The sequence below is a fragment of the Streptomyces yangpuensis genome, from assembly GCF_024666385.1.
GTDB classification, from domain to species: Bacteria; Actinomycetota; Actinomycetes; order Streptomycetales; family Streptomycetaceae; genus Streptomyces; species Streptomyces yangpuensis.
On the sequence record NZ_CP102514.1, the window covers coordinates 4479015 to 4497007 of the forward strand.

At 73.4% G+C, this 17993-nt stretch carries 16 protein-coding genes; 8 read left to right on the forward strand and 8 right to left on the reverse strand.

What is annotated here, in order from left to right; genetic code table 11:
- Positions 1 to 15: 15 nt before the first annotated feature.
- Both NRK68_RS20600 and NRK68_RS20605 read left to right on the forward strand, forming a co-directional pair.
- Entirely contained in the window at positions 16 to 1272 is a 1257-nt protein-coding gene (locus tag NRK68_RS20600; RefSeq protein ID WP_183066905.1) for a hypothetical protein, read from the forward strand.
- 18 nt (positions 1273 to 1290) lie between these two features.
- Positions 1291 to 1800, forward strand: a complete 510-nt coding sequence (locus tag NRK68_RS20605; RefSeq protein ID WP_183066904.1) for a DoxX family membrane protein — start codon at positions 1291 to 1293, stop codon at positions 1798 to 1800.
- On the opposite strand, the gene NRK68_RS20610 is transcribed toward NRK68_RS20605, so the two are convergent.
- On the reverse strand, positions 1746 to 1970 hold the full coding sequence (locus NRK68_RS20610) for a hypothetical protein (RefSeq protein WP_257856387.1): 225 nt from the start codon (positions 1968 to 1970) through the stop codon (positions 1746 to 1748). The genes NRK68_RS20605 and NRK68_RS20610 overlap by 55 nt on opposite strands.
- Positions 1957 to 3297: a PspC domain-containing protein gene (locus NRK68_RS20615; protein ID WP_257856388.1), complete on the reverse strand. Its 1341-nt coding sequence runs from the start codon at positions 3295 to 3297 to the stop codon at positions 1957 to 1959. The genes NRK68_RS20610 and NRK68_RS20615 overlap by 14 nt, the downstream gene beginning before the upstream one ends.
- 131 nt (positions 3298 to 3428) lie before the next feature.
- Here NRK68_RS20615 and NRK68_RS20620 point away from each other — a divergent pair, with 131 nt between their 5' ends.
- The 3 genes from NRK68_RS20620 (at position 3429) to NRK68_RS20630 (ending at position 6612) form a co-directional block, all read left to right on the forward strand.
- Positions 3429 to 4724 carry an ATP-binding protein gene (locus tag NRK68_RS20620; protein ID WP_257856389.1) on the forward strand — a complete coding sequence of 432 codons (1296 nt, stop codon included), beginning with the start codon at positions 3429 to 3431 and terminating at the stop codon, positions 4722 to 4724.
- A complete protein-coding gene (locus NRK68_RS20625; RefSeq protein ID WP_183066900.1) occupies positions 4721 to 5419 on the forward strand; it encodes a LuxR C-terminal-related transcriptional regulator in 699 nt (232 codons plus the stop codon). The genes NRK68_RS20620 and NRK68_RS20625 overlap by 4 nt, the downstream gene beginning before the upstream one ends.
- A gap of 89 nt (positions 5420 to 5508) precedes the next feature.
- Positions 5509 to 6612: an alpha/beta hydrolase gene (locus tag NRK68_RS20630; protein WP_183066899.1), complete on the forward strand. Its 1104-nt coding sequence runs from the start codon at positions 5509 to 5511 to the stop codon at positions 6610 to 6612.
- Positions 6613 to 6675: 63 nt separating this feature from the next.
- On the opposite strand, the gene NRK68_RS20635 is transcribed toward NRK68_RS20630, so the two are convergent.
- On the reverse strand, positions 6676 to 7746 hold the full coding sequence (locus tag NRK68_RS20635) for a C40 family peptidase (protein WP_183066898.1): 1071 nt from the start codon (positions 7744 to 7746) through the stop codon (positions 6676 to 6678).
- A 143-nt stretch (positions 7747 to 7889) separates the two neighbouring features.
- Positions 7890 to 8243 (reverse strand): hypothetical protein, encoded by a 354-nt coding sequence (locus NRK68_RS20640; protein ID WP_183066897.1) that lies wholly within the window; start codon positions 8241 to 8243, stop codon positions 7890 to 7892.
- 79 nt (positions 8244 to 8322) lie between these two features.
- Between NRK68_RS20640 and NRK68_RS20645 the strand changes: the two genes are divergently transcribed.
- Positions 8323 to 8670 (forward strand): ArsR/SmtB family transcription factor, encoded by a 348-nt coding sequence (locus NRK68_RS20645; protein WP_183066896.1) that lies wholly within the window; start codon positions 8323 to 8325, stop codon positions 8668 to 8670.
- Positions 8654 to 11170, forward strand: a complete 2517-nt coding sequence (gene pcrA, locus NRK68_RS20650) for a DNA helicase PcrA (protein WP_183066895.1) — start codon at positions 8654 to 8656, stop codon at positions 11168 to 11170. Before NRK68_RS20645 ends, pcrA begins: the two co-directional genes overlap by 17 nt.
- Before the next feature lie 85 nt (positions 11171 to 11255).
- Here pcrA and NRK68_RS20655 read toward each other — a convergent pair whose 3' ends face one another.
- Both NRK68_RS20655 and NRK68_RS20660 read right to left on the reverse strand, forming a co-directional pair.
- Positions 11256 to 12908 carry a M23 family metallopeptidase gene (locus NRK68_RS20655; RefSeq protein ID WP_373023627.1) on the reverse strand — a complete coding sequence of 551 codons (1653 nt, stop codon included), beginning with the start codon at positions 12906 to 12908 and terminating at the stop codon, positions 11256 to 11258.
- Positions 12909 to 13072: 164 nt separating this feature from the next.
- Positions 13073 to 13861: an esterase/lipase family protein gene (locus NRK68_RS20660; RefSeq protein ID WP_183066894.1), complete on the reverse strand. Its 789-nt coding sequence runs from the start codon at positions 13859 to 13861 to the stop codon at positions 13073 to 13075.
- 173 nt (positions 13862 to 14034) lie between these two features.
- Between NRK68_RS20660 and icmB the strand changes: the two genes are divergently transcribed.
- Positions 14035 to 14436, forward strand: a complete 402-nt coding sequence (gene icmB / locus NRK68_RS20665; RefSeq protein WP_030961008.1) for a coenzyme B12-dependent isobutyryl CoA mutase small subunit — start codon at positions 14035 to 14037, stop codon at positions 14434 to 14436.
- 352 nt (positions 14437 to 14788) lie between these two features.
- Here the strand turns inward: icmB and NRK68_RS20670 are convergent, their stop codons facing one another.
- Both NRK68_RS20670 and NRK68_RS20675 read right to left on the reverse strand, forming a co-directional pair.
- A complete protein-coding gene (locus tag NRK68_RS20670) occupies positions 14789 to 16375 on the reverse strand; it encodes a DUF5691 domain-containing protein (protein WP_257856390.1) in 1587 nt (528 codons plus the stop codon).
- A gap of 251 nt (positions 16376 to 16626) precedes the next feature.
- Positions 16627 to 17961 carry an SWIM zinc finger family protein gene (locus NRK68_RS20675; protein ID WP_183066892.1) on the reverse strand — a complete coding sequence of 445 codons (1335 nt, stop codon included), beginning with the start codon at positions 17959 to 17961 and terminating at the stop codon, positions 16627 to 16629.
- Between the last annotated feature and the right edge of the window lie 32 nt (positions 17962 to 17993).

Genomic DNA, 17993 nt, shown 5'->3' on the forward strand with positions numbered 1-17993 from the left:
AGAGGCGGCACGTACGTGGCTGTCCAAGAGATGTCCCGCGGCACCCATACCACTGCCTGCGCCTGCGAGGAGTGCGCACGGGAAGGGCACCGCCGAGCGGTCGCCGCGTTCCTGGAGAAGCGCGACGAGTTCGCCGCCGGGCAGGGCGTGCCGGCCGCCGTCGCCCACTCCCTCGGCGCCTCCCGGCAGTGGGTCTCCGACGAGCTGGCCCTGTCGGCCCGCAACGTCGCCGACCGCGGCCGGGAGGCCGGCAACTCCTGGCTGTACGTGTTCTCCCGGCGGGCCGTCCTCGCCGTCTGGATCGCCGCCGGTGTCCTGCTGCTGGTCCAGGTGGCCGCCGCGCTCGGCACCGGCTGGTCCACGGCCCGCACCGCCGGACTCCTCGCCGCCCTCCTGCTGGCCGGGCTGCTGACGGTCGCGGCCCGCGCCCAGTCGCTGCGCGGCGGGCTGCTGGCCCCGCTGGTCGGCGAGGACAACCGGCTGTCCACCTCGAAGGCGGTGCCCAGCGCCTGGGTGGTGCTGACGTCGTTCGCGACGCTGCTGCCCGCGCTGCGGCTGGCCGCGTCGGCCCCCGGCCCGGAGCGGCAGGCGCTGTACGCGGGCCTCGCTCTGGACCGGGCGCTGCCGCTGCTGTCGGTGGTCGTGCTGACCTCCGGGGTGGCGGTACTGGTGCGCCGGGTGGTCTGCGTACGGATCATGAGCCAGCGGCTGCAGAAGCTGCCGGCCGACCGGCCGCGCGGAGCGGACCTGCTCACGGACGACGCGGGCCGCGGGAGCTTCCCCGACGCGCAGTACGTACTCGTCTCGACGGCCGTACTGGCCTACGCGGCGGCCTCGCTCGCCCGCTTCCCGGACCGGCTGCCCCAGCTGCCCTGGGCGCTGGCCCTGCTGATGGCGCTGTCGGCCGCGGTGTACCTGGCGGCGAAGTACGCGGAGGGCAGCCGCCCGCTCGTGCTGTCGGTGGTCCGCAGACGCGAGCCCGGGGACCTGGACGCCGCCGTCCGCACCGGGGACGACATCGAGATCCGCGGTGTGGGCTTCGTGCCGCCCGGGGCGCAGACCCCGGAGATGCTCGCCCGGCTGGTGGTGCGGATCGGGGCGGTCCACGTGCACGTACCGCTGGTACCGGTGCCGGGCGGCTTCACCAACCCTTCCGACACGGTGCTGACGGTGCCGGTCCCGGCGGAAGTGGAGCCGGGGCGCACCGAGATCCAGGTGGTCACGGCCGCCGGAGTGGAATCCAACCGCTGCACCATCGACGTGGCCGAGTGATCGGGGTAGACATGTCGCGTGACCAGAACCGAAGCACCTCCCCGGACCGACGTACCGCGCGGGCTGCGTGACCAGGCTGCCCGGTACCACCTGCTGCCCCTGCGGCTGTTCCTCGGCGTGACCTTCGTCTACGCGGGTGTGGACAAGCTCACCGATCCCGCGTTCCTCTCCGCCTCCGGCGACGGCTCCATCGGCGACCTGATGCGCGGGGTGCGCGACACCTCCGCGGTCCCCGCCCTCGTGGATCTGTCCCTGCAGTCGCCCGTGGGTTTCGCCGTGTTCCTCGCCGTCGCCGAGATCCTGGTGGGCCTCGGCACCCTGGCCGGCCTGCTGTCGCGGGCCGCGGCCGTCGGCGGGGCCCTGATCTCGCTCAGCCTGTGGCTCACGGTCTCGTGGGCGGTGTCCCCGTACTACTACGGCAACGATCTGATCTACCTGATGGCCTGGACCCCGCTGATCCTCGCCGGTGCGCCCTACCTGTCGTTGGACTCGGAGATCCGGTCGCGCCGGTCCCGGCGTACGGCATAGGTGACCAGCCCCACCAGTGCGGCCAGCGTCAGCCCGCCCGCGGTCATCGGGATGACCGCGTACCACGGCACATCGGCCTCCCCGGTGGTCTCTACCAGGTAGAGCACGCCCGCCAGCAGCAGGACCAGTCCCGCGATCAGCCGTCCCGGCTGGAACTCATGACGCCGCACGCTCCACCTCCACCTGTCCGATACCCGCACTGAGATCCAGCTCGATCGTTCCGCCGGTCTCTGCGCCGGCGGCCGGGGCGAAGGTCGCGGTCCGGTTCTGCTGCCCGGGTCCGACCCGCTCGATCCGGCCCTCGTAGTCGTCCGGCATCTGGATGTCGCCCAGACGCCGGACCGTGACGTCCGTGCGGACGGTGGCCTCCCGCGGCAGCACCACCTGGAGCCGGCCCACGTCGATGGAGGCCCTGACGGCCACGGTGGTGCCCTTGGGCACGTCCAGGCGGCTCAGGTCCAGTACGGCCAGCCCCGTGCCCGCCTCGTACTCGGGCCGTAGGTCGGTCACCGCGACCGGCCGCCACTCGAATGTCCCCCAGTCGGTGCCGATGTCGCGCGGCAGCGCCGCAGCGCCCGCCAGCAGGAGGGAGGTGAACACCGCCAGGACGACCGTGCCGAAGCCGGTGCGGCCCAGCAGGGAGCTGACCGCGAGGCCGAGACCGAAGACGATCAGCGCGCAGGCGAGTCCGGTCTGCAGGGCCTCACCCAGCGGGCTGCCCTCCCAGTCCGCCGCGGTACCGACGGCCCCGGCCAGCAGGGCGATCAGGAAGACCCGGCCGCCGATGCCACCGCGCCGCCGAACCGGGGCCGCGCCCGCGGTCGGGCGGGCGGCCGCGGCGCCGACGGCGCCGGACTCCGCCGGGCCGGCGGCGTCGTCGGGCCCCCACAGGTAGCCCGTCGAACCGACGGGTCCGGTGGTGCCGTCCTTGACCAGCGGGTCCCGCCACCAGGACGGGGCACCGGGCGCGGGCGGCGCCTTCGTCTCCGGCGGGGCCGCCGGGGAGTGCGCGGTGCGCGGGGCGGACCCGCCCGGGGCGGGCGCCTCCGTCTCGGGGGCGACGGCCTGCCGCCGCCGCTGCGACCAGTAGGAGGCCCCGCCGAGCGCCAGGACGACCAGGACCGAGAACACCGCCAGCGCGCCGTTGTCCAGCATCGACAGGAACAGCGCGCAGCCCACCAGCGCGGTGAACACCGCCGCCAGCGTCGCTCCTTCGACCCGGCCCGTCAGCAGCTTCTTCGCCTCGCTGTCCTCCTCGCCCTCCTGCGGCAGCAGCAGCCACGCGAAGCCGTAGAAGATGAGGCCGACGCCCCCGGTGACCGCGAGGACGCCGAGGACGATCCGGAAGACGACCGGGTCCAGGCCGAAGTACCGGCCCAGGCCGCCGCACACACCCGCGAGGACCTTGTCGCGCTTGCTGCGGCGCAGGGGCGGCCGCGTCTCGGCCGTCCGGAGCGCCCCGGGGTCCGCCGCCGGGGCATCGTGTACTTCGGTCATGCGTCCATGGTGACGGCCGGCGGGGGCGCCCGGAATCCGGCCCTACCCTGGCGCAACCCTGATATCCCCCGGGCAGAAGTGGGGGGATGCCCTGATGCCCGGCCCCGGTCCGCCGTGTGACCCTTGGTGACATGCCCGTAGCCGCCGCCACCCGCCCCCCGCACGTCCCGGACGCCGACGATCCGCCGCAGCGCAAGCTCTACCGCAGCGCCGACGGCCGGATGCTCGGCGGTGTCGCGCGCGGTCTGGCCGGGCACCTCGGGCTGCCCGTCGGCTGGGTGCGCCTCGCGTTCCTCCTCCTCTTCATGTGGGGCGACGGACTGGGCGTGCTGCTGTACGCCGCGTTCTGGGTGTTCGTACCGCTCGGCGTCGGCGGGCGCGCGGGGCACCGCTCCTTCTTCGAAACCCTCCCCGACGGCAGCCGCCGCCTGCGCAAACCCGACCGCGGGCAGATCACGGCAGTGATCGCCCTGCTCATCGGCGCGGGCATCTTCATCTCCAAGGTCCAGGTCGGCGGCGAGTCGGGCCGCTACGTCTGGCCGACCCTGCTGGTCGGGGCCGGTGTGGTCCTGGTGTGGCGGCAGGCCGACAACGCCCGCCGCGCCCACTGGACCACCGCCGCCGGGCGGCACGGGCGCCTCTTCCAGGCGGCCCGCGCGCTCGCCGGGGTCGCCCTGGTCGGCGTGGGCCTCACCGTCTTCATCGTCGTACGGGGCTCCGCCGCGCAGCTCGGAAACGTCCTCACCGCCACCCTCGCCGTCCTCGTCGGCGTCGCCCTGCTCGCCGGCCCCTGGCTGATCCGGATGACCCAGGACCTCTCCGAGGAGCGGCTGATGCGCATCCGCGCGCAGGAGCGCGCCGAGGTCGCCGCCCACGTGCACGACTCGGTGCTGCACACCCTCACCCTGATCCAGCGCAACGCGGAGGACGTGGGCGAGGTGCGCCGGCTCGCGCGGGCCCAGGAACGCGAGCTGCGCAACTGGCTCTACAAGCCCGAGGGCACCGGCAAGGACGAGGCCGAGGAGCCGGCCACCCTGGCCGAGGCCGTGAAGAAGACCGCGGCCGAGGTCGAGGACCACCACGGCGTGCCCATCGAGGTCGTCGTGGTCGGCGACTGCCCGCTCGACGAGAAGCTGGGCGCACAGATCCAGGCCGCGCGCGAGGCGATGGTCAACGCCGCCAAGTACGGTGGCGAGGGCGGGCCGGTGCAGGTGTACGCGGAGGTGGAGGGGCAGACGGTGTTCGTGTCCGTACGGGATCGCGGGCCGGGCTTCGACATCGACGCGGTACCCGACGACCGCATGGGCGTACGAGAATCGATCATCGGCCGGATGCAGCGCAACGGCGGGACCGCGCGACTGCGGTCCGCGCCCGACGGCGGCACGGAAGTCGAGCTGGAGATGGAGAGGGCGGCGAACACGGCATGACCGAGGCCGGAGAGAACGCAGGTGTGGCGGCGACCAGGAGGGTCCGGGTGGTCCTCGTGGACGACCACAGGATGTTCCGCACGGGCGTGCAGGCCGAGATCGGCGAGACCGACCGGACCGGGGTGGAGGTCGTCGGTGAGGCCGCCGATGTCGACCAGGCCGTCACCGTCATCACGGCCACCCGGCCCGAGGTGGTCCTCCTCGACGTGCACCTGCCCGGTGGCGGCGGCGTCGAGGTGCTGCGGCGCTGCGCCCCGCTGATGGCGGCCGCCGAGAACCCGGTGCGGTTCCTGGCGCTGTCGGTCTCCGACGCCGCCGAGGACGTCATCGGCGTGATCCGCGGCGGTGCGCGCGGCTATGTCACCAAGACCATCACCGGCACCGACCTGGTGGACTCGGTCTTCCGCGTGCAGGACGGGGACGCGGTGTTCTCGCCGCGGCTGGCGGGCTTCGTGCTGGACGCGTTCGCCTCGACGGACGCGCCGCCGGTGGACGAGGACCTGGACCGGCTCACGCAGCGCGAGCGGGAGGTGCTGCGGCTGATCGCGCGCGGGTACGCGTACAAGGAGATCGCCAAGCAGCTCTTCATCTCGGTCAAGACGGTGGAGTCGCACGTCTCGGCGGTCCTGCGCAAACTGCAGCTCTCCAACCGGCACGAGCTGACCCGCTGGGCGACGGCCCGCCGCCTGGTGTGACGCCGGACGGCGCCCCGCCTGCGGTGTGACCCACACCGCAGGTGGGATGGGCAACCGGCGCCGCGCCGGCCGCACTCTAGGCTGGCGTGATGAGCTTGACCGGTACATCCTTCTTCGTATCGGTGATCGCACTGACCGTGATCGCCGTCGTCCTTCCCCTGGCCTTGTGGAGCAAGGTGCGCGGCCCTGCCGTCGTGCGCGCTGCCCTGCGCACCCTGATGGTGGTGTTCGCCCAGGTCACAGCCGTCGCCGTGGTGTTCGTGGCCGTCAACCGGGCCGAGCACTTCTACAACTCGTGGGGCGATCTGCTCGGCACCGGCAAGTACGTCACCGCCGCCCCCGACCTCGGTCCGGACGGCCTCGGCGGCAAGAAGGTCGAAGAGGCCCCGAAGGTCAAGCAGGCGTTCCAGCCGGTCGAGGGCCTCGGCGGCCGCGTCCAGAAGACCGAGCTCGACGGCAAGATATCCGGGGTCAAGGGCGACGTCCTGGTGTGGCTGCCGCCGCAGTACGACGACCCGGCCTTCAAGGACAAGAAGTTCCCGGTGGTCGAGCTGATCCCGGGCATCCCGGGAACGGGCAAGTCCTGGTTCCAGGGGCTCAAGGCGCACGAGGTGCTGGAGCCGCTGATGAAGAGCGGCAAGGTGCAGCCGTTCATCCTCGTCTCGCCGCGCGCCATGCTCGTCGGCAACGGCGACACCGGCTGCGCCAACCTCCCCGGCAAGGTCAACGCGGACAGCTGGTTCAGCGTCGACGTCCGCAAGATGGTCGTCGACAACTTCCGGGCCTCGGACGAGGCCCGCACCTGGGGCGTGGCCGGCTACTCGGCCGGCGCCTACTGCGCCGCGAAGCTGGCGATCGCCCACCCCGACCGCTACAGCGCCGCCGTCTCCCTGTCCGGCTACAACGACCCCGGCCAGGAACCCTCCTCGCTGGTCGCCCAGGACCCGCAGCTGCGCGTCACGCACAACCTGAAGAACGTCCTCAAGGCGCAGCCGGCGCCGCCGGCGGTCTCGCTGTGGCTGTCGGGGGCCGAGCAGGACGGCTACCTGTCCGGCATGGACCTCAAGGCGCTCGCGCAGCAGCCGACCGTCGTGCACGCGGAGAAGGTCACCGGCGGCCACAACCTCGACTCGTGGTCCAAGCAGCTGCCGCAGACCTTCGGCTGGCTGAGCGGCGTGGTCAAGGCCCCGTAGGGGGTCTGCCGATCGCGGGCGGGCCCTGCCGGTCCGGGCGGGGCCGCACACCGGGCCGGGGGCTCAGGCCGGGCGGGAGGCGCCGGCCCAGGGCATCGAGTCGATCGGCGCGAGCCGGACCGTCGATCCCGGGCGCGGGGCGTGGATCATCTGGCCGTTGCCGACGTAGAGGCCGACATGCGTGATCCCGGAGTAGAAGAACACCAGGTCGCCGGGGGCCAGCTGGTCGCGGGACACGCGCCGGCCGGCGTTGATCTGGGTGTAGGTCGTGCGCGGCAGCGAGACCCCGGCCGAGCGCCAGGCCGCCTGGGTCAGTCCCGAGCAGTCGAAGGAGCCGGGCCCCGTCGCCCCCCAGACGTAGGGCTTGCCGATCGCCCCGTACGCGAAGGCCACGGCGCGGGCCGCCCGGGAGCCGTCGGCGGGCGGCGGGGGCGCGGCGGTGACGGACCCGGCGGACGCGGCCCCGGAGGGTGCGGCCGCGGAGGGTGCCCCGCCGGACGACTGGGCCTCGTAGGCGGCGCGCTCCTCGGCGGTCAGCCTGTCCAGCAGCCGCTTGGCGGCGGCGAGCTTCTCCTCGGCCTCGGTCTTGTGGGCGGCGAGTTCGTCCCGCCGGGTACGGAGGTCGGTGAGCCGCCCCGAGGCGCGCTCCCGCAGCTTCGCGAGCTCGTCCAGCTTGCGGCGGACCGTGGCGATCCCGGCGGCGTTGCGGTGGCCGGCGCGGGAGATGAAGGAGGCCTGGGTGAGGTACTCCTGCGGGTCGTCCGCGAGGGCGAGCTGTGCGGCGGTGCCCAGGGAGCCGCTGCGGTACTGGGAGGCGGCGAGCGACCCGAGCGCGCTCCGGGCGGTGTTGAGCTGGTCGGTCTTGCGGGCGGCCTCGTCCCGCAGGCCGGTCAGTGACCGTTCGGCCTCGTCGGCCTGCTCCTTCGCCCCGTTGTACCGCTCGCTCGCCGCCTCGGCCTCCTCGTAGAGCCGGTCCACCTCGGTCTTGACCTGGGCGGGGGTGGGCCGGGGGGCGGCCTGGGAGGTGCCTTCGAAGGCGGTGGCGGTGGCAGCGCCCGCGAGGGCGATGGTGGCGGCGGTCCGTACCGAGCCGCCGGAGAGCGGGCGCTGCCTGGGCTTTCGATGACTGGCCACCAGGGCCTCACGTCCTTCCTCTGCCGGTGCTAGGAGGAGGACGCTAGACCCCGAGGTAACGGGCGGATGACGTGATGACCGTAAGTGCCCCGATGCGACCGGAGCTGGCCGCACAGGACCGGAGCGGATCGTTCCGGTGTGGGTCAGTGCCAGAGAAGGGCGATGAAGATGTTGATCACGGTCAGCCCGCCGACCGCGGCGAACAGCGGCTTGTCCACGCGCTCCTCGTCGCGCTTGACGTAGACGAGGGCGAGGATTACGAAGAGGAGGGCGAGCTTCACGCCGACCTTGATGTTGTTGACGGGCGTGCCGTCCATCTCGTTGAAGCCGACGAGGAGCACGCCGGTGACGAGCATGGTGAGCGCACCGTGCAGCATGGCGGGCGTGAAGCGGGCGGTGCCCGCGCTCATCGCCTTCATCTGGGTCAGGAAGCCGCCGAGAAGGGCCGCGATCCCGATGATGTGCAGACCGACGAAGACACTGATGAGTACGTCCATGGCAGCGAGCGTACGGGGGCCCGCGGGCGGCGCCGGAAGCGGGTCGGTGTCCGTACGAGAGCTGCGTACAGTGGAGGGCATGCCTGCCGCCGACGACCCGATCCACCCCGCCGTCGACCGCATCGAGCTCGCCGACGTCCTGGCGGCGCTCGGGCACCCCGTCCGGCTGGAGATCGTCCGCAGGCTCGCCTCCGGCGAGGAGGCCTTCTGCGGTGAGGTCGTGCCCGACCTGCCCCGGTCGAGCGTCACGCACCACCTCAGGACGCTGCGCGAGAGCGGGATCATCCGCCGGCGACCCCAGGGCCGCAAGCTCTACCTCGCGCTGCGCCGCGACGACCTGGAGCTCCGCTTCCCCGGGCTGCTGGAACTCGTGCTGGCCTGTCGGTCCCGCCCCCTAGACTCGGAATGCGATGAGCAGCCTCTTTGACGACAGCTTCCTGGCGGACCTCACCCCCTCCGACGAGGTCCCGCCGCCGCCCGAGGAGTACCCGGCCCCGGAGGCGGGCGCCGACGACCTCTTCGGCGGGCACTTCGACGTGCCCATGACCGGCGACGCGTACTACCGGGACGGCGCCCCCAGGCCCGTCATCGACCCGGCGACGCTCCTCGACGGCCTGAACGAGCAGCAGGCCGCGGCCGTGGTGCACGCGGGCTCCCCGCTGCTCATCGTGGCCGGCGCCGGCTCCGGCAAGACCAGGGTGCTCACGCACCGCATCGGCCACCTGCTGGCCGCCCGGAACGTCCACCCGGGCCAGATCCTGGCGATCACCTTCACCAACAAGGCCGCCGGCGAGATGAAGGAGCGCGTCGAGGGCCTCGTCGGCCCGCGCGCGAACGCCATGTGGGTCTCCACCTTCCACAGCGCGTGCGTGCGCATACTGCGCCGCGAGTCCAAGCGGCTCGGTTTCACGTCCTCCTTCTCGATCTACGACGCGGCCGACTCGAAGCGCCTGATGGCGCTCGTCTGCCGGGACCTCGACCTGGACCCGAAGAAGTTCCCGCCGAAGTCCTTCAACGCCAAGATCTCGAACCTGAAGAACGAGCTGATCGACGAAGAGGCCTTCGCCGACCAGGCCGCCGACGGGTTCGAGAAGACGCTCGCCCAGGCGTACGTGATGTACCAGGCGCGGCTGCGCGAGGCCAACGCCCTCGACTTCGACGACATCATCATGACCACGGTGCACCTGCTCCAGGCCTTCCCGGACGTCGCCGAGCACTACCGGCGCCGCTTCCGGCACGTCCTGGTCGACGAGTACCAGGACACCAACCACGCGCAGTACACGCTCGTGCGCGAGCTGGTCGGCACCGGCTACCCGGACCTGCCCCCGGCCGAGCTGTGCGTGGTGGGTGACGCCGACCAGTCGATCTACGCCTTCCGGGGCGCGACGATCCGCAACATCCTCCAGTTCGAGGAGGACTACAAGGACGCGACGACGATCCTGCTCGAGCAGAACTACCGCTCCACGCAGACGATCCTCTCCGCCGCCAACGCCGTCATCGAGCGCAACGAGAACCGCCGCGCCAAGAACCTGTGGACCGAGGCCGGCAGCGGCGCGGTCATCACCGGCTACGTCGCGGACACCGAGCACGACGAGGCGCAGTTCGTCGCCGACGAGATCGACCGGCTCACCGACGCCGGCGACGCCAAGGCCGGCGACGTCGCGATCTTCTACCGGACCAACGCCCAGTCCCGCGTGTTCGAGGAGATCTTCATCCGGGTCGGCCTGCCGTACAAGGTCGTCGGCGGCGTCCGCTTCTACGAGCGCAAGGAGGTCCGCGACGTCCTCGCGTACCTGCGCGTCCTCGCGAACCCGGAGGACAACGTCCCGCTGCGCCGCATCCTGAACGTCCCCAAGCGCGGCATCGGCGAGCGCGCCGAGGCGATGATCGACGCACTCGCGCTGCGCGAGAAGATCACCTTCCCGCAGGCGCTGCGGCGCGTCGACGAGGCCTTCGGCATGGCGGCCCGCTCCACCAACGCGGTCAAGCGGTTCAACGCGCTGATGGAGGAGCTCCGCACGATCGCCGACTCGGGCGCCGGCCCGGCGGTGGTGCTGGAGGCGGTCCTGGAGCGCACCGGCTACCTCGCCGAACTCCAGGCGTCGACCGACCCGCAGGACGAGACGCGGATCGAGAACCTCCAGGAACTGGCGGCCGTGGCGCTTGAGTTCGAGCAGGCGCGGGAGGCCGCGGCCGCCGAGGCGCCGGAGGGCGCCGCGCCCGCCGGCCCCGGCACGCTCGCCGAGTTCCTGGAGCAGGTCGCCCTCGTCGCCGACTCCGACCAGATCCCCGACGAGGACGAGGACGGCTCCGGCGTCATCACCCTCATGACCCTGCACACCGCCAAGGGCCTGGAGTTCCCGGTGGTCTTCCTGACGGGCATGGAGGACGGGGTCTTCCCCCACATGCGCGCGCTGGGCCAGACCAAGGAACTGGAGGAGGAGCGCCGCCTCGCCTACGTGGGCATCACGCGGGCGCGCGAGCGGCTGTACCTGACCCGGTCCAGCATGCGCAGCGCGTGGGGCACCCCCTCGTACAACCCGCCGTCGCGGTTCCTGGAGGAGATCCCGGACCAGTACCTGCGGTGGAAGCGCACGGGGGCGGCCCAGAAGCCGGCCGGCCCGATGCGCAGTTCGGGCTACGGTTCGGGCTCGGGCGGCGGACGGTCCTCCTTCGGCACCTCACCCGAGGCCTTCCTGTCCTCGTCGCGCACGAAGTCGGGCCCGTCCGGGTTCGCGACGCGCCGGGCCGCGGACAAGCCCGTCATCGCCCTGGCGGTCGGGGACCGGGTCACGCACGACCAGTTCGGGCTCGGCACCGTCATGGAGGTCAAGGGAGCGGGCGCGGACGCGCAGGCCACCATCGACTTCGGCGACGACAAGCCGAAGCGGCTGCTGCTGCGCTACGCGCCGGTGCAGAAGCTCTGAGAGCGGGCCGTACCGGCCCGCACACGCAAGTGCCCGGCAGCGAGAACGCTGCCGGGCACTTCCATGAACTCGGTGAAGCCGGTGACTACCTCGGGTCCAGGCCCTTGCTGCGCAGCCAGGCGAGGGGGTCGATCGCGGAGCCGCCGCCGGGCCGGACCTCGAAGTGGAGGTGCGGGCCGGTGGAGTTGCCGGAGTTGCCGGAGTAGGCGATGACGTCGCCGGCCTTGACCTTGCCGCCGCGGATCTTGGTGGAGCTGAGGTGGCAGTACCAGGTCTCCGTGCCGTCGGGCGCGGTCACGATGGCCATGTTCCCGTAGGCGCTGTTGTACTGCGTGCGCACGGTGCCGTCGGTGGCCGCCATGACCGGGGTCCCGTAGGACACGGGGAAGTCGATGCCGGTGTGCACCGACATCCACATGCCGCCGGCCTGGCCGAAGCTGGCGCTGAGGCCGTGCTGCGCGACCGGGACCGCGAACTTGGGGCGGGCGGCCTCCTTGGCCGCGGCCTCCTCGGCCTTCTTCTTCTTTTCCTCTTCCTGGCGTTCGCGCAGGTCGATGCGCTCCTGCGTGCGGCTCGCACGGTCCGCGAAGTCGCCCGCGTCGGCGCTGAGCGCGACCAGCTGGGTGTCGAGCTTGGTGTTCGCCGCGACCGGCTTCACCGAGGCCGGGTCGGGCGCGGCCATGGTGGTGGTGTCCTCGCCGGGCTTGTCCGTGCCGGTGAGCCCGCTCACGGAGGCGGCCGCGACACCGGCGACGCCCATCACGCAGGCGGAGGGGACGGCGACGGTGAGCAGGGCGGAACGCTTCGCCGGGGTGCGCCGACGCCCGCCGGCGGCCTTGGCGCCGGACGCCTTGGTACCCGACGCCTTGGCGCTGCCCTTGGCGTTCCCCTTGGCCGCGGTCCGGCGCGCGGAACGCGGAGCGGAGGTCACCGGCATGGCCTGGGTGGGCATGTCGTGGACGCCGTGCAGTTCGTGGACCTCGGGCAGCTCGTACGACTCGGTCGACTCGAACGTTTCTGCGGTGGCGGGCGCCTCGTCGGAGAGCACCTCGAAAACGGCGGTCTCGCTGTAGGCGACGGCCGCGGGGTCGGTACCGGTCTCCGCGTCGGGTGCGGCGGCCTGGACCTCGTGGGTGTAGCCGACCGTGCCGAGGGTGGTCGTGCCGTACGCGTAGTCCTGCTGCGCGGGCTGGTAGTCGTAGTCGTACGCGTATTCGGCCTCGGGCTGTGCCGGGGTCTGCGTGACGGTGTTCCAGGCGGTCGCGTCGTAGGCGCCGGTATCGGTGCCGGTGGTGCCGAAGCCGGGCATCGCCCAGTGGCCGGTCTGCTCGGCGGAGGTGTCGTAGCCGAAGGAGGCCATCGGGTGGGCGGTGTAGCCGGAGTGGTCCGTGCCGGTGGCCGCGCCCATGCCCGTGTCCGCCGCGTTCCAGGCGTTCGCGTCCCAGCTCCCGGTGGTGTCCTCGGGGGCGGACTGCGAGGGGACCGTGGACAGGTAGGGGTCCTGCGAGGTCCACGCGGTGGTGTCGTACGCGCCGGTCTCGTAGGAGCCGTAGGCAGCGTAGTTGACCCCTTGGCCCTGCGTTTCGTAGGAAACGTAGGCCGAGTCACCAGCGAAAGCGGTGGTGGAAAGGCCGTCATACCCGGCATCCGGGTACTGGCCCGACGAGGGGCGGTCGTTCACCAACTTCTCTTTCGCCTCGGCAGTGGGGGCCTGGGTGGCCGGGAACTCGAAGTTCACCGGAGGAGAGCAGTGGCGTGACTGTACCCGGCGGTTACTCGCAACGACAATCTTCGCCGGGTCCCCAGATCAGCGGAACCGGGCATTCGGCCGTCTTTCGGTCGCCGAAAGACGCAGCCTTGGCCTTGAGTTCGAAATGTGTTCGACTCCCGGTCGTCGGAAGGTCAGGCGACGGAGGCGGTGTCCGGGCCCGTCACCAGGGCCGGAGCGGGGCCGTCGAGGGCGCGCCCGACCGCAGCGATGACCGCCGGGTGCGCCGGCAGCGCGAGATGGCCTATACCCGTGACCTGCACATTTTCCACCCGCAGGTCCGGGTGTTCGATCCGGGCGCTCCCGACCGGGGTCATGAGCGTGTCGTATTCGCTCCAGAACGCCACGCAGCGCGTGGAGCAGCCCGGCGAGGGCGCCGCCAGCTCGGCCAGCACCTCGGAGCCCGGGCGCATCTGCCGCACCAGGGGGTGCGCGTCCATGAACGGGGCGACCCGGGTGCCGGAATGCGGGGTGCCGAGCGTGACCAGGGTGCGTACGCGCGTGTCGCCGCCGAGTCGCTGCACGTAGTACCGCCCGACCAGGCCGCCCAGGCTGTGCCCGACGAGGTCCACCCGCTCCTGCCCGGTGCGTTCGCACAGCTCCTCGACCCGCCGGGCGAGCTGGTCGGCGATGACGCGCAGGTCGAGGGCGAGGGGTGAGTAGTTGTACGCCTCCACGTGCCGCAGGCCGCCGGCGCCGAGGGCGCGGCGCAGCAGGACGAAGACGGACCGGTTGTCGGTGAAACCGTGGAGGAGCAGGACGGGCGGGCGTGTCGTGGCGGGGACGCGGACGATTTTCTCCTGGCACACCCCGGTGGGGTACAGCAGGAGGTGCCCGCCGAGCACGACGACCTCGAGTGCGCCGGCCCGCAGTGCGGCACCGGAGAAGGGGACGGGGACGGATACGGGTAAGGACAGACCCATCGACGGCCTCCTGTGGTCCTCCGGGGGCGGCGGCCGCCGCGCCACCGTGCCGTGCGGCTGGCGGCACGGTGGCGCAATGCCGTCCCACGTGTGATTTCCCCCTCGTGCTTGACCGCGAAACGGCGGCGTGCGCGATGCTGTACTTAACGTTCGTTCACTCGGGAGGCAGTGCGATGGGTGTGACCGGTCCGATCCGTGTGGTGGTGGCCAAGCCGGGTCTCGACGGCCACGACCGCGGGGCCAAGGTGATCGCGCGGGCGCTGCGGGACGCGGGTATGGAGGTCATCTACACCGGCCTCCACCAGACCCCCGAGCAGATCGTGGACACCGCGATCCAGGAGGACGCCGACGCGATCGGCCTGTCGATCCTCTCGGGCGCGCACAACACGCTCTTCGCGCGCGTGCTGGAGCTCCTGAAGGAGCGCGACGCGGAGGACATCAAAGTCTTCGGCGGCGGCATCATCCCAGAGGACGACATCGCCCCCCTCAAGGAAAAGGGCGTGGCGGAGATCTTCACCCCGGGCGCGACGACGACATCGATCGTGGAGTGGGTCAACGCCCACGTCCGCCAGTAGCCCCCGGCGGTTCACCAGCGCGGCAGGATGCGCGGGGCGCGCCCTGCCGGGCCCGCCCCGCGCAGGGCGGGCGTGCGCCGGCCGCCCCGCCGGGCGATCCCGGCACAGCCGGACGTCTCCCCCAGGTGCGCGCCGCGCCCGGTGAGGACCCCCGCCCGGGGCGACGGGAAGGTGAATCCCGGCCCGGCCCGGCCTCGGCGCCGAAGCCCGGCCGCGGCGCCGGCCCGGCCGGCTGCCGGGCCGCGCCCCACAAGGCGCGGGCCGGTGCGAACTGCGACAGTGCCGCCGCGTGAGCGGCCGGTCCGGTCCCGGGACGGGACGGCCCGGGGGTCGGCCGAGCTCCCCGCAGGGGTCACGGTGGGGTGAGCTCCGACAGCATCGCTGCGCGGAGGCGGAGGGTGGCCACCAGGCGCTGGAAGGCTTCCGCCCAGTACGCCGCCGCGCCCGGGGACGCGTCCGGCGGGTCCTCCGCGGCCGCGGTCAGGGCCTCCAGCCGGCCCGCCTCGGCCGGGTCGAGGCAGCGCTCGGCGAGACCCATCACCCCGCTGAAGCTCCACGGGTAGCTGCCCGCCTCCCGGGCGATGTCGAGGGCGTCCACCACGGCCCGCCCCAGCGCGCCCGCCCACGGCACCACGCACACCCCGAGCAGCTGGAAGGCCTCCGACAGCCCGTGCGCCCGGACGAACTCCGCCACCCACTCGGCGCGTTCCCCGTCGGGGAGGGTCTCCAGCAGTTTGGCCCGCTCCGCGAGGGAGGCCGTGCCGGGGCCCGCCGCGGGCGGCGCCGACGCCGGGCCGAGCAGGGCCCGCGACCACTGCGGGTCCCGCTGGCGCACCGCGGCCCGGCACCACGCCGCGTGCAGTTCCTCCGCCCAGCCCTCGGCGGAAGCCACCGGCAGCGCCACGATCTCCGCCGGGCCCAGCCCCCCGAACCGCTCCCGCCAGCACGACAACGGCGCCGCCTCGACCAACTGCCCGAGCCACCACGCCCGCTCCCCGCGCCCGGCCGGCGGCCGCTTGACCACCCCGTCGCGGAGCATCCCCGCATCGCACTCGGCCGGCGGCGTCACCCCCTCCGGCCCCACACAGGCCAGTGCCCGCCCGGCCATCCGGCCCGCCAGCGCCGACTGCGGCAGTGCCGACAGAAGTTCGGCGGCCGTCGCCCGGACGTTGCGGCTGCGGTCGCCGAGCGCCGCCTCCAGGAAGGACTCGTCCTCCAGCGACAGCCCCACCCGCAGCGAGTCGAGGAACATCAGCCGGTCCTCGGCCCGTTCGCTCGCCCAGGTCGTCGCCAGCAGCCGCGGCGCCGCCGCCGGCTCGTGGGCCCGTACCGCGCCGAGCAGGGCCACCCGCTCCGCGAACAGCCCTTCCTCCCACAGCCGTTCCACCGCGGACGGGTCCCTCACGTCCGGCAGTTCCCCGCCGCCCGCCCCGCCGCGCAGGGCGAAGCGCCACTCCGGATTCATCCGCGCCAGCCACAGCCCCCGCGCCCCGGCCAGGGCCAGGGCCTGCGGGCGCAGGTCCGTACGGGCCCGGGCGGCGTCCAGCAGCGCCGGTACGAGCGCGGCGGGTGCGCGGTAGCCGTGCCGTCCGGCCGCGGCCAGCCACTGCGGGAGCAGCTCCGTCAGATCCGGGGCCGAGCCACGACGCCCGCCGCCGCCCCCGCTGCCGGCGCCGGTACGGCCCGCCAGCAGTTGCGCGAGCCGGCGCGCCGCCGCCTCCGGCGGTGCCGGCCGGACGTCGTGGGGCGCGGGCTCCGGCCGCGGCCGCGCCGTGGCCGGCCGCAGCCCCGCGCGGCGGCGGACGGTGTGCACGGCGGCCGCGTCCAGCAGTGCCCCGGGCGAACCGGCCGGGCCTGTGCCCCGGCGCCGGTCGGTGCCCAGCAGCGCGGCACCGACCAGCTCCTGCCACTCCCCGTACCCCTCGTCACCCTCGCTCATCGGTGCCCCTCCCTCGCTGCTCGTCCTCGGTCGTGTCCGGTGCCCCGGTCCCGCCCCCTCCACGGGACCGGGGCTGTCGATGTCCCGTACGGGTCCGCTCAACTGGCGTGGTTGTCGTTCATGAAAGCCCCCCGGCTTCTCGTCGTTCCTCGTACGGCGCCCCCCGGCGCCGCACAACTCCCCGCCGTCCTCGTACGACGGCACAGGACCCCCCAGGCCCCCTGCGATGTGGTGGTCCGGTCCCGCCCCGCTCAGGACAGGGCGACCGGCTCGGACGAGCCCGGCTGCCATGCCGTCAGCGGGGTGAACCCGCGGTGGCCGCACTCGCCGAAGACCGTCACCGGGCCCCCGCCCGACAACGCGGCCAGCTGCCACAGCCCCCCGCGGGTGCGGCTGCCCGCCCCGGTGAGGGGCACCGGCAGGGCGGAGGTGCCCTCCGCGTCCGCCAGCTGCCAGCCGAGCTCTCCCGGTATCGGGATCACCGGGCCGAGCACCACCGGCCAGGACTCCAGCCACGGGTCCTCACGCAGCGCGGCCCCGTAAGCCTCCAGGGCCGCCTGCGTGCTCACCCCGGCCGGAACCTCCGTGCACGGCGCGGCCGCCGCGGACCTCTCCCCGAGGTCCGCCCGCAGCCCCGCCGACCCGGGCCGGAAGCGCAGCTCCGCCTCCAGCACCAGCCCCACCGGCAGCGCCAGCCCCGGTGGCCGCCCGGGCGGCCCGAAGTCCAGCACCAGCGCGGGCCGGCCCCCCGCCAGCCCGCGCAGCCATATCCGGCGGGTGGTGAGCCGGCCGTCCGGCGACACCGAGTCGTACTGGGCGAGCACCAGCCAGCGGTCCCGTACGGCCTCCCCCTCCCCGGAGGCCGGCAGTCCCACCCGGCTGCGGACGGTCGCCGCCAACTGGTCCGGAAGTCCCGTCACCCCCATCCAGGCCCGGTCCAGCAGGTGCAGCAGCGCCGCCTCCTCCAGCATCCGGGCGGGCCAGCCGGGGCCGCAACTGGGTATCGTCCCCAACTCCCTCACGCGCCCGGCAAGTCCGGGCGCCTGGGCGTCCACCATCCGGGCGGCGGTCTCCTCCCACGCCGCGTAACCGGCGTGCTCCTGGCCCGCGAGTCCGCCGCGCAGCAGGTCGGCCAGCCGCTGCTCCAGCTCGGTGACGCCCGCCCCCACGCGCGCCGCCCGCCGCTCGGCCCGGCGCCGGGCCGCCTCCTCGTCCACCGGACCGGCCGCCGGACGGGCGGCCCTGGCCGCCCGGTCCGCCAGCCACTGCGCGGCCCAGTCGGGCGCCTCCCCGGGCTCGCCGACCCCCTCGGCGGACCAGAGCAGGAGCAGCCCCAGCGCGTGCTTGCACGGGAACTTCCGGCTCGGGCAGGAGCACTTGTAGGCCGGTCCCGTCAGGTCGACGACCGTCCGGTACGGATTGCTGCCGCTGCCCTTGCACAGCCCCCACACAGAACCGGAAGCGGAACCTCCGATCTGTGACCACGGCCCCGCCCCGCCGAGTCTGCCACCTGCCTTGCGTGAAGCATCGTCAGGAGCCAGAGCCAGTACCTGTTCCGCCGTCCAGCGGACCCCCTGCTCAGTCATGACAACCACCGTAGAGACCCCCTCTGACAATC

What these genes read in the sequence shown, in the direction of transcription:
- NRK68_RS20615 (WP_257856388.1), bottom strand. Translation starts at nt 3,297, where the DNA reads ATGACCGAAGTACACGATGCCCCGGCGGCGGACCCCGGGGCGCTCCGG.
- NRK68_RS20620 (WP_257856389.1), top strand. Translation starts at nt 3,429, where the DNA reads ATGCCCGTAGCCGCCGCCACCCGCCCCCCGCACGTCCCGGACGCCGAC.
- NRK68_RS20625 (WP_183066900.1), top strand. Translation starts at nt 4,721, where the DNA reads ATGACCGAGGCCGGAGAGAACGCAGGTGTGGCGGCGACCAGGAGGGTC.
- NRK68_RS20630 (WP_183066899.1), top strand. Translation starts at nt 5,509, where the DNA reads ATGAGCTTGACCGGTACATCCTTCTTCGTATCGGTGATCGCACTGACC.
- NRK68_RS20640 (WP_183066897.1), bottom strand. Translation starts at nt 8,243, where the DNA reads ATGGACGTACTCATCAGTGTCTTCGTCGGTCTGCACATCATCGGGATC.
- NRK68_RS20645 (WP_183066896.1), top strand. Translation starts at nt 8,323, where the DNA reads ATGCCTGCCGCCGACGACCCGATCCACCCCGCCGTCGACCGCATCGAG.
- pcrA (WP_183066895.1), top strand. Translation starts at nt 8,654, where the DNA reads ATGAGCAGCCTCTTTGACGACAGCTTCCTGGCGGACCTCACCCCCTCC.
- NRK68_RS20660 (WP_183066894.1), bottom strand. Translation starts at nt 13,861, where the DNA reads ATGGGTCTGTCCTTACCCGTATCCGTCCCCGTCCCCTTCTCCGGTGCC.
- icmB (WP_030961008.1), top strand. Translation starts at nt 14,035, where the DNA reads ATGGGTGTGACCGGTCCGATCCGTGTGGTGGTGGCCAAGCCGGGTCTC.
- NRK68_RS20670 (WP_257856390.1), bottom strand. Translation starts at nt 16,375, where the DNA reads ATGAGCGAGGGTGACGAGGGGTACGGGGAGTGGCAGGAGCTGGTCGGT.
- NRK68_RS20675 (WP_183066892.1), bottom strand. Translation starts at nt 17,961, where the DNA reads ATGACTGAGCAGGGGGTCCGCTGGACGGCGGAACAGGTACTGGCTCTG.